This is a genomic window from Burkholderia sp. GW821-FHT14F03 (assembly GCF_058803765.1).
On sequence record NZ_JBXAPG010000074.1, the window covers coordinates 1 to 10,759 of the forward strand.

Annotated in this window: 8 protein-coding genes; 5 read left to right on the plus strand and 3 right to left on the minus strand. The window is 68.8% G+C overall.

All coding sequences use genetic code 11. From position 1 onward, the window contains the following. The first annotated feature begins 95 nt into the window (after positions 1 to 95). From AC1RQF_RS31255 to AC1RQF_RS31265, 3 genes are all read left to right on the plus strand, one after another. The gene (locus AC1RQF_RS31255) at positions 96 to 2,531 is read left to right on the plus strand and encodes a 3-hydroxyacyl-CoA dehydrogenase/enoyl-CoA hydratase family protein (protein ID WP_273999071.1); all 2,436 of its coding nucleotides are present in this window, start codon (positions 96 to 98) and stop codon (positions 2,529 to 2,531) included. Positions 2,532 to 2,610: 79 nt separating this feature from the next. Beyond that, a complete protein-coding gene (locus AC1RQF_RS31260) occupies positions 2,611 to 3,810 on the plus strand; it encodes an acetyl-CoA C-acyltransferase (RefSeq protein WP_492873945.1) in 1,200 nt (399 codons plus the stop codon). Positions 3,811 to 3,906: 96 nt separating this feature from the next. Continuing rightward, entirely contained in the window at positions 3,907 to 4,671 is a 765-nt protein-coding gene (locus tag AC1RQF_RS31265) for an enoyl-CoA hydratase (RefSeq protein ID WP_492873947.1), read from the plus strand. Positions 4,672 to 4,707: 36 nt separating this feature from the next. Here the strand turns inward: AC1RQF_RS31265 and fdhD are convergent, their stop codons facing one another. Further along, positions 4,708 to 5,535, minus strand: a complete 828-nt coding sequence (fdhD, locus tag AC1RQF_RS31270; protein ID WP_273999068.1) for a formate dehydrogenase accessory sulfurtransferase FdhD — start codon at positions 5,533 to 5,535, stop codon at positions 4,708 to 4,710. A 107-nt stretch (positions 5,536 to 5,642) separates the two neighbouring features. Here fdhD and AC1RQF_RS31275 point away from each other — a divergent pair, with 107 nt between their 5' ends. After that, positions 5,643 to 6,122 carry a nitrate reductase associated protein gene (locus AC1RQF_RS31275; protein WP_273999067.1) on the plus strand — a complete coding sequence of 160 codons (480 nt, stop codon included), beginning with the start codon at positions 5,643 to 5,645 and terminating at the stop codon, positions 6,120 to 6,122. 19 nt (positions 6,123 to 6,141) lie between these two features. Here AC1RQF_RS31275 and AC1RQF_RS31280 read toward each other — a convergent pair whose 3' ends face one another. Next, entirely contained in the window at positions 6,142 to 6,540 is a 399-nt protein-coding gene (locus tag AC1RQF_RS31280; RefSeq protein ID WP_273999066.1) for an acyl-CoA thioesterase, read from the minus strand. Between the two features lie 194 nt (positions 6,541 to 6,734). On the opposite strand from AC1RQF_RS31280, the gene AC1RQF_RS31285 reads away from it, so the two are divergent. Then, on the plus strand, positions 6,735 to 8,612 hold the full coding sequence (locus tag AC1RQF_RS31285) for an ABCB family ABC transporter ATP-binding protein/permease (protein WP_492873949.1): 1,878 nt from the start codon (positions 6,735 to 6,737) through the stop codon (positions 8,610 to 8,612). A gap of 8 nt (positions 8,613 to 8,620) precedes the next feature. Here the strand turns inward: AC1RQF_RS31285 and AC1RQF_RS31290 are convergent, their stop codons facing one another. Continuing rightward, positions 8,621 to 10,483, minus strand: coding sequence for a potassium transporter Kup (locus AC1RQF_RS31290; RefSeq protein WP_492873951.1), 1,863 nt, complete (start codon positions 10,481 to 10,483; stop codon positions 8,621 to 8,623). Between the last annotated feature and the right edge of the window lie 276 nt (positions 10,484 to 10,759).

Genomic DNA, 10,759 nt, shown 5'->3' on the forward strand with positions numbered 1-10,759 from the left:
CCCCCCCCCCCCCCCCCCCCCCCCCCCCCCCCCCCCCCCCCCCCCCCCCCCCCCCCCCCCCCCCCCCCCCCCCCGGCACCATCCGGAGGAGTCCCGTGAGCAATTTCATCATTCGCAAGGTCGCCGTGCTGGGCGCCGGCGTGATGGGCGCGCAGATCGCCGCGCATCTCATCAACGCACGTGTGCCGGTGCTGCTGTTCGATCTGCCCGCCAAGGAAGGCCCGAAGAGCGGCATCGCGCTCAAGGCCATCGAGAACCTCAAGAAGCTGTCGCCCGCGCCCTTCGGCTCGAAGGACGACGCCAAGTACCTGCAGGCCGCCAACTACGAAGACGACATCGCGAAGCTCGCCGAGTGCGACCTCGTGATCGAGGCGATCGCCGAGCGCATGGATTGGAAGCACGACCTGTACAAGAAGGTCGCGCCGCACCTCGCGCCGAACGCGATCTTCGCGTCGAACACCTCGGGCCTGTCGATCAACGCGCTGTCGGACGGCTTCTCCGACGAGCTGAAGGCGCGCTTCTGCGGCGTGCACTTCTTCAATCCGCCGCGCTACATGCATCTCGTCGAGCTGATCCCGACCGCGCACACGCGCCCGGAGATCCTCGATCAGCTGGAAACCTTCCTGACGAGCGTCGTCGGCAAGGGCGTGGTGCGCGCGAAGGACACCCCGAACTTCATCGCGAACCGGGTGGGCATCTACTCGATCCTCGCCGTGATCACCGAGGCCGCGAAGTTCGGCCTGCGCTTCGACGAAGTCGACGACCTGACGGGCAGCCGTCTCGGCCGCGCGAAGTCGGCGACCTTCCGCACCGCGGACGTGGTCGGCCTCGACACGATGGCGCACGTGATCAAGACGATGCAGGACAACCTCGCCGACGATCCGTTCTTCCCGGTCTACCAGACCCCGCCCGTGCTCGCCGAACTGGTGAAGCAGGGCGCGCTCGGCCAGAAGACGGGCGGCGGCTTCTACAAGAAGGAAGGCAAGGCGATCAAGGTGCTCGACGCGAAGACGGGCGCCTACGTCGACGCCGGCGCGAAGGCCGACGAGACCGTCGCGCGCATCCTGAAGCGCCCGCCGGCGGAGCGTCTCAAGCTGCTGCGCGAGACCGACCACCCGCACGCGCAGTTCCTGTGGGCGATCTTCCGCGATGTGTTCCACTACATCGGCGTGCATCTCGAATCGATCGCGGACAACGCGCGCGACGTCGACCTCGCGATCCGCTGGGGCTTCGGCTGGAACGAAGGCCCGTTCGAGGGCTGGCAGGCAGCCGGCTGGAAGCAGGTCGCCGAGTGGGTGCAGGAGGATATCGCGGCGGGCAGGGCCCTCGCGAACGCGCCGCTGCCCGCCTGGGTGCTCGAAGGCGCGGTGGCCGAGAAGGGCGGCGTGCACACGGCGGATGGCTCGTGGTCGCCGGCCGCGAAGGCATTCGTGCCGCGCTCGAACCTCGCCGTCTACGAGAAGCAGGTGTTCCGCGCGCCGCTGTTCGGCGAGACCGGCCGCGACCCGCACAGCTACGGCAAGACGCTGTTCGAGACCGACTCGGTGCGCGCGTGGGTCGATGACCGCGCGGGCGAGGACGACGTCGTGATCGTGTCGTTCAAGTCGAAGATGAACACGATCGGCCCGGGCGTGATCGACGGCCTCGTGCAGGCGATCGAACTGGCCGAGAAGGACTTCAAGGGCGTCGTGGTCTGGCAGCCGACCTCGCTCAAGCTCGGCACGCCGGGCGGCCCGTTCTCGGCCGGCGCGAACCTCGAAGAGGCGATGCCCGCGTTCATGATGGGCGGCGCGAAGGGCATCGAGCCGTTCGTGAAGAAGTTCCAGGAAGGCATGCTGCGCGTCAAATACGCGAACGTGCCGGTGGTGGCGGCGGTGTCGGGCATCGCGCTCGGCGGCGGCTGCGAGCTGATGCTGCACAGCGCGAAGCGCGTGGTGCATGTCGAGAGCTACGTCGGTCTCGTGGAAGTCGGCGTCGGCCTCGTGCCGGCGGGCGGCGGCCTGAAGGAAGCGGCGCTGCGCGCGGCGGACGCGGCGGGCGCCGCGAACGCGACGAGCGAGCTGCTCAAGTTCGTGACCAAGTCGTTCGAGAACGCGGCGATGGCGAAGGTCTCGGCCTCGGCGCACGACGCGCGCGACATGGGCTACGTGAAGCCGTCGGACACGATCGTCTTCAACGTGTTCGAACTGCTCGACGTCGCGAAGAAGGAAGCGCGCGCCCTGTCGGCCGCGGGCTATCGCGCGCCGCTGAAGGCGACGCAGGTTCCGGTCGCGGGCCGTTCGGCGATCGCCACGATCAAGGCGCAGCTCGTCAACATGCGTGACGGCCGCTTCATCAGCGCCCACGATTTCCTGATCGCGAGCCGCATCGCGGAAGCGGTGTGCGGCGGCGACGTCGAGGCGGGCAGCCTGGTCGACGAGGAATGGCTGTTGGCGCTCGAACGCCGCGCGTTCGTCGACCTGCTCGGCACGCAGAAAACCCAGGAACGGATCATGGGCATGCTGCAGACCGGCAAGCCGGTGCGGAACTGAGCAAGCGGACAACTTTGTGCGGGGCCCGGGCACGCGCTGAAGCACGCGCCCGGGTCGACCGCCCAGCATGGAGCCAGAAATGAGCAAACAGTTGCAAGACGCATACATCGTCGCCGCGAGCCGCACGCCGATCGGCAAGGCGCCCCGCGGCGCATTCAAGAACACCCGGCCGGACGAGCTGCTGGTCCACGCGATCAAGGCGGCCGTGGCGCAGGTGCCGGGCTTCGACACCAAGCTGATCGAGGACGCGATCATCGGCTGCGCGATCCCCGAGGCCGAGCAGGGCCTCAACGTCGCGCGCATGAGCGCGCTGCTCGCCGGCCTGCCGACCTCGGTCGGCGGCGTGACGGTCAACCGCTTCTGCGCATCGGGCATCACCGCGCTCGCGATGGCGGCCGACCGGATCCGCGTCGGCGAATCGGACGCGCTGTTCGCGGGCGGCTGCGAATCGATGAGCATGGTGCCGATGATGGGCAACAAGCCGTCGATGTCGCCGCACATCTTCGATCGCAACGAGGACATCGGGATCGCCTACGGGATGGGCCTGACGGCCGAGCGCGTCGCCGAGCAGTGGAAGGTGAGCCGCGAGGACCAGGACGCGTTTTCGCTCCTGTCGCATCAGAAGGCGATCGCCGGCCAGCAGGCGGGCGAGTTCAAGGACGAGATCGCGCCGTACACGATCACCGAGCATTTCCCGAACCTGGCGACGGGCGAGATCAGCGTGAAGACGCGCGAGATCGCGCTCGACGAAGGCCCGCGCGCCGACACCTCGATCGAAGGCCTGGCGAAGCTGCGCACGGTGTTCGCGAACAAGGGGTCGGTCACGGCCGGCAACAGCTCGCAGACCTCGGACGGCGCGGGCGCGCTGCTCGTCGTGTCGGAAAAGGTGCTCAAGCAGTTCAACCTGACGCCGCTCGCGCGCTTCGTGAGCTTCGCGGTGCGCGGCGTGCCGCCGGAAATCATGGGGATCGGCCCGAAGGAGGCGATTCCGGCCGCGCTGAAGGCCGCCGGCCTCAAGCAGGACGACCTCGACTGGATCGAACTCAATGAAGCGTTCGCGGCGCAGTCGCTCGCGGTGATCCGCGACCTCGGCCTCGATCCGGCCAAGGTCAACCCGCTCGGCGGCGCGATCGCGCTCGGCCATCCGCTCGGCGCGACGGGCGCGATCCGTGCAGCCACCGTCGTGCACGGGCTGCGCCGTCGCAACCTGAAGTACGGCATGGTGACGATGTGCGTCGGCACCGGCATGGGCGCGGCGGGTATCATCGAACGCTTGTAAGCGATCCGCTTCGGCCAGGATGACAACGGTGCGCGGGCCTGCAGCTCGCGCACCGTTTTTTCATGCAGCTCGACTGCAGCAACGGAGACGATTCAGATGGATATCCAGCTCGACAACATCGGTGGCGTACTGACGATCACGTTCGCGCGCCCGGCGAAGAAGAACGCGCTCACGGCCGCGATGTACCAGACCGTCGCCGACGCGCTCGGCGCGGCGCAGGAGGACAGCGCGGTGCGCGTGATCCTGTTGCGCGGCGCCGAAGGCAACTTCAGCTCGGGCAACGATCTCGAGGATTTCATGAAGGCGCCGCCGAAGGACGACAACGCGCCGGTGTTCCAGTTCCTGCGCCAGATCAGCACCGCGCAGAAGCCGCTCGTGGCGGCGGTCGCGGGCGTCGCGGTCGGGGTGGGCGTGACCATGCTGCTGCACTGCGATCTCGTCTATGCGGCCGACACAGCGCAGCTGTCGCTGCCGTTCGTGCAGCTCGGGCTGTGCCCGGAGGCGGCGTCGAGCCTGCTGCTGCCGCGCCTCGCGGGGCACCAGGTGGCGGCCGAGAAGCTGCTGCTCGGCGAGCCGTTCGACGCGCTCGAGGCGCACCGGATCGGCCTCGTGAACCGCGTGCTGCCCGCCGCCGAACTCGATGCGTTCGCCGCGAAGCAGGCGGCGAAGCTGGCCGCGCTGCCGGCGTCGTCGCTGCGCCTCACCAAGGCCCTGCTGAAGAACGCGGGCGGCGTCGACATCGCATCGCGCATGAGCGAGGAAGGCCAGCACTTCGGCGCGATGCTGCGTTCGCCCGAGGCGCGCGAGGCGATGAGCGCGTTCTTCGAGAAGCGCAAGCCGGACTTCCGGCAGTTCGACTGAACGAGCGGGCCGCGCGATGCGTGCGGCCCGCGCGCGTCACGCGGTGCCGTAGTCGACGTAGCCCGACTCGCGGCAGAAGCTGACGAGCCGCAGGCCCGCGTCGCGCGCGATCGTGATCGCGAGCGACGACGGCGCGGAGATCGTCGCGACGAGCGGAATGCCGACCCGCGCCGCCTTGCGCACCAGCTCGTAGCTGGCGCGGCTCGACAGGAACACGAAGCCGTCGGTCGGATCGGCGCGGTCGAGCGTGAGCGCGCCGATCAGCTTGTCGAGCGCGTTGTGCCGGCCGACGTCCTCGAAGGCGAGCCGGATCGCGCCGTCGGCGGCGCACCAGGCGGCCGCATGCAGGCCGCCCGTCTGGCGCGTGAGCGCCTGATGCGCGGGCAGCTCGCGCGCGGCGCGCGCGATCGCGTCCGGGGCGAGGCGCGCGAGGAAGCCCGTGTCCGGCACGCGTTCCGGCGCGAGGTCGAGCAGGTCGATGCTCTCGATTCCGCACACGCCGCAACCGGTGCGCCCCGCGAGCGCGCGGCGCTTCTCCTTCAGCGCGACGAACGCCTGCTGCACGACGGTCAGCTGCACCTCGGCGTGCGGCAACGGGCCGTCGGCGCGCAGCGCGACCTCGATGTCCTTGATGTCCGCGCCGCGCGCGACGATGCCTTCCGAGACCGCGAAACCGATCGCGAACGCCTCCAGGTCGCGCGGCGTGCACATCATCACCGCATGCGAGATGCCGTTGACGACGAGCGCGACCGGCCACTCCTGGCCGACCCGGTCGATGGCCGTCTCGATCTCGGCGCCGCGCCGGCGGCGCACCGCGAGCTCGACGACGCCGCTGGGTTCGTCGACGGTTTCGGATGGGTTCACGACAGGCTCCTGCTGGGAAAGGGACGGATGACGCCGATGCGCGGCGAAGGTTCTAAAATACTCCAGGCCGGCCCGCTGCGCCGGCGATCGACCAACCGGGTGCCAACATGGGACTGAGCGACACGCCGCTGCTGTTCAATTTCGAAGTCGAATCGTCCGAGGATTTCACGTATATCCCGATGATCGTCCGTTTCAACCTCGACCGCTTCGGTCTGCGGATCTCGCTCGCGCAGTGGCAGATGCTGCCGCTCGAGGACCGCAAGCTGCTCGCGCGCTTTCCGGCCGACGAGGATGCCGCGATCGAGCCGAATTTCGACCACGCGCTGTTCGAGATGCTGCGCACGCACGCGGACGTCGAGCCCGACTGGTTCCAGCCCGACGCGCATCCGGCCTGGCGCGGCGTCGACGCGGTGCCGGCGGCGCTCGTCGAGCAGAGCGCGCTGGCCGGGCTCGCCGCGCCGTCGTGCGATGCGTGGGCGCGGCTCGCGCCGTTCCAGCGCTACGTGCTCGCGAAGTTGTCGCGCAAGCCCAGGCTCAACCACGACTTCATTCCGGCGATGCGCGAATTCGGGCTCGCCGCGCGCTGAGCGCGGCGGCGCGCGCCGCTCACTCGAGCGGCGGCAGTGCGCGCGGCCGGCGGTCGGTGTCGGTCGCGACGTAGGTGAGGGTGGCTTCGGTGACCTTCACGACCTCGCCCACGAGGCCCATCCGCTGCGCATACACCTCGACGTCGATCGTCACCGAGGTAGTGCCGGTCTTGACGATGCTGGCGTAGAAGCTCAGCAGGTCGCCGACGAACACCGGCTGCTTGAACAGGAACTGGTTGACCGCGACGGTCGCGACCCGGCCGTTGGCGCGGCGGCTCGCGGGAATCGAGCCGGCGATGTCGACCTGCGCCATGATCCAGCCGCCGAACACGTCGCCGTGGACATTCGCGTCGGACGGTTGCGGCACGACGCGCAGCGCGGGGGATTTTTGCGGGAGTTGCGGGGACGAATCGGTCATGGTTGAAGCTTCCATTCTGTAAGGGAGTGCGGTGCGCAGGCGGCGAGCGACCTTCAGCGGGGCGAACCGGCTTCTGCGACAATGCAAAGTTCTGAAATTGTACGAGAAAGCGTGCACCTGAACTGCACGACGCTTGCGCCGCCGCGCGCGGCGGCGCACCGTTACGGGCATCGCGTTCTCCTCTTATACCCCGCATGCGCCGTTTTCCCGCTTCCTCCGAGCCCGCGCCGATCACGCTCGGGCCGCGCAACGACTGGCAGACGATCCGCTCGTTGCTGCCCTACCTGACCACCTACAAGGTGCGCGTGGCGCTCGCGCTCACCTGCCTGATCGGCGCGAAGGTCGCGAATCTCGGCGTGCCGATCGTGATGAAGCGGATCGTCGACGGCCTCGCGCCGGTTCACCAGCTGACCGCGCTCGGGCGCGCCGAGCAGTCGGCGGGGCTGGTGCTCGCGGGCGGCCTCGGCATCCTGGTGGTCGCCTACGCGCTGGTGCGGCTGTCGACCTCGCTGTTCACCGAACTGCGCGAGATCCTGTTCTCGAAGGTCACGGAAAGCGCGGTGCGGCGGCTCGCGCTGCAGGTGTTCCGCCACCTGCACGGGCTGTCGCTGCGCTTTCACCTGGAGCGCCAGACGGGCGGCATGTCGCGCGACATCGAGCGCGGCACGCGCGGCATCCAGCAGCTGATCTCGTATTCGCTGTACAGCATCCTGCCGACGCTCGTCGAGGTCGGCCTGGTGCTCGGCTTCTTCGTGGTGCGCTACGACGCGTACTACGCATACGTGACGCTCGCGGCGCTGGCCGCCTACATCGTGTTCACGGTCAAGGTCACCGAGTGGCGCACGCGTTTCAGGCGCACCATGAACGAACTCGATTCGCGCGCGAATTCGCGCGCGATCGATTCGCTGATCAACTACGAGACGGTCAAGTACTTCGGCAACGAGGAATGGGAGACGCGGCGCTACGACGAGAACCTGCAGCGCTATCGCAAGGCCGCGATCCGCTCGCAGAATTCGCTGTCGTTCCTCAACTTCGGGCAGCAGGCGATCATCGGCACGGGGCTCGTGTTCATCCTGTGGCGTGCGACGCAGGGCGTGCTGGCCGGCAAGCTCACGCTCGGCGATCTCGTGCTGATCAACACCTTCATGCTGCAGCTGTACATCCCGCTGAATTTCCTCGGCGTCGTGTATCGCGAGCTCAAGCAGAGCCTGACCGACATGGATCGCATGTTCACGCTGCTGTCCGCGCCGCGCGAGGTGGCCGACGCGCCCGGCGCGCCCGCGCTGCGGGTGGCGGGCGCGCAGCTGCGCTTCGAGCACGTGAATTTCGGCTACGAGCCGGCGCGGCAGATCCTGCACGACGTGAACTTCACGGTCGAGGCAGGCACCACGACCGCGGTGGTGGGCCACAGCGGCTCCGGCAAGTCGACGCTTGCGCGCCTGCTGTTCCGCTTCTACGACCTCGAGCGCGCGACGGGCGGCGCGATCCGCATCGACGGGCAGGACCTGCGCGAGGTCACGCAGGATTCGCTGCGCGCGTCGATCGGCATCGTGCCGCAGGACACGGTGCTGTTCAACGACACGATCTACTACAACATCGCCTACGGCCGGCCGTCGGCGAGCCGCGAGGACGTGCTGGCCGCCGCGCGCGCCGCGCACATCCACGATTTCATCGAGAGCCTGCCGCACGGCTATGACACGCCGGTCGGCGAGCGCGGGCTCAAGCTGTCGGGCGGCGAGAAGCAGCGCGTCGCGATCGCGCGCACGATCCTCAAGAATCCGCCCATCCTGCTGTTCGACGAGGCGACGTCCGCGCTCGATTCGCGCTCGGAGCGCGCGATCCAGCAGGAGCTGGAGCAGATCGCGCAGCACCGCACCACGCTCGTGATCGCGCACCGCCTCTCGACCGTCGTGCACGCGCAGCAGATCATCGTGATGGACCACGGGCGCATCGTCGAGCGCGGCACGCATGCGGAACTGGTCCGCGCGGACGGCCTGTACGCGCAGATGTGGGCGCTGCAGCAGCGCGCGGCCGCGGACGGCGAGGCGCAGGCCGTGTCGGGCGAGGCCTAGGCCGCGCCCTAGATGGATACCTGCCGGCCGAGTTCCACCACCTGATCCGCGGGCACGCGCGCGTAGTCGGTCACGCGCGCGCAGTTGCGCAGCATCATCGCGAACGGCGCCTCGATCCAGCGGGGCAGCCCCCGGCCGTCGTCGCGCGGCACGATGCGCTCCATGCCGATGAAGTAGGTCAGCGAGGCCGGATCGACCGGGCACGCATGACGGGTGGCCAGCTCGGTCATCAGCGCGGGCAGGTCCGCGTGTTCCATGAAGCCGTAGCGCGCGGTCACGGACCAGAAGCCGGGCAGCGTTTCCGCGAGCGCGACCCGCTCGCCGGCGTCCACCCAGGGCGTCGAGGCGGTTTCCAGCGTCACGGCGAACACGTGCTCATGCAGGGACTGGCCGTGCTTCACGTACCAGAGCAGCACGGGCGGCACGGCATTGCGCGCGCGCGTGAGGAACACCGCGGCGCCGGGAATGCGCGCCACGCCGCGGTCGAGCGTCGTCTTGAAGGCGTCGATGGAGACCGGGCTTTCGCCGAGCCGATTGGCGACCGCCGTGACGCCCCTGTGCCAGATGAACATCACCGAATAGACCAGCAGGGCCAGCAGCAAGGGCACATAGCCGCCGTCGAACAGCTTCATGAGGTTCGAGGCGAAGAACGCCGTGTCGAACACGAAGAACAGCGCCGCGACGGCGCCGCTCGCGACGCGGCTCCAGCCCCAGATTTCGCGCATCGCGATGAACAGCAGCATCGTGGTCATCAGCATGGTGGCCGAGACGGCGATGCCGTAGGCGCCCGCCAGGTTGTCCGATTTCCTGAACGCCAGCACGAGGCCGATGGTGACCAGCATCAGGGTCCAGTTGACCGCGCCGATGTAGATCTGCCCGTATCCCGCCTCGGAGGTCTGCTCGATCTTCAGGCGCGGCATCCATTCGAGCTGGATGGCCTGGCGCGTCATCGAGAACGCGCCCGTGATGATCGACTGGCTCGCGATGATGGTCGCGACGGTCGACAGGATCACGAGCGGCAAGGTCAGCGCCTCGGGGCACAGGCGATAGAAGATGTTGCCGCTCGTGGGCGCGCCCGCTAGCACGAGCGCCCCTTGCCCGGCGTAATTGAGCACCAGGCTCGGAAACACCAGCGCCGCCCAGGCGAACTTGATCGGTTTCGCGCCGAAATGGCCCATGTCGGCATACAGCGCCTCGGCGCCCGTGACGCAGAGGAACACGCCGCCGAGCACGAGGAAGCCGACGCCGCCGCTGTTGAACAGGTAGCTCACGCCATGCGCCGGGTTGAGCGCCCACAGAATCGCCGGGTGACGCGCAATGCCCCACACGCCCAGCACGGCCATCGTGAGGAACCACACGGCCATGATCGGGCCGAACGCGCGGCCGATCCTCGCCGTGCCGAGCGGCTGCAGCGCGAACAGCGCCAGCAGGATCGCGACGGTCAGCGGCAGCACGTAGGGCTCCAGCGTCGGCTCGACGAGCGTCAACCCTTCCAGCGCCGAGAGCACCGAGATCGCCGGCGTGATCGCGCCGTCGCCGTAGATCAGCGCGGCGCCGAACAGGCCCGCCGCGACGATCAGCGGGCGTTTGTGACGCTTGACGCCGAGCAGGGCCATCAGCGCGAGGATGCCGCCTTCGCCGTCGTTGTCGATGCGCATCGCGAAACCCGCGTATTTCACCGTCGTGACGACGATCAGGGTCCACACCAGCAGCGAGACAATGCCGAGAATGGTTTCAGGACGGCTGCCGCCCGTCAGGTCGATGACGGTCTTGAACGTGTAGAGCGGGCTCGTGCCGATATCGCCGAACACCACCCCCAGCGCGCCGATGCTGCCTGCCAGCATCAACGGCGTCCTTGTCTGCTTCGACATGTTTCCTCGCATTCCGAAATAACAGCATGACCGACGGGACAGCGCGGCTCAGCATAGCGTGGTCGAATGCGGATTGCCATTGGCAAGTGTCCGAGCGGACGCTCGGCGAGGGCGAGGGCGCGTTGGCCGTGGAGCCGGGCGCGCGGGAAGCGCGGGATGCGAGGTGCGAGGTGCGAGGTGCGAGGTGCGGGATGCGGGATGCGGGGTGCGGGGTGCGGGGTGGGGGGGGGGGGGGGAAGGGGGGAACACACAACAACAGGGGGAGGCGGGGGCACC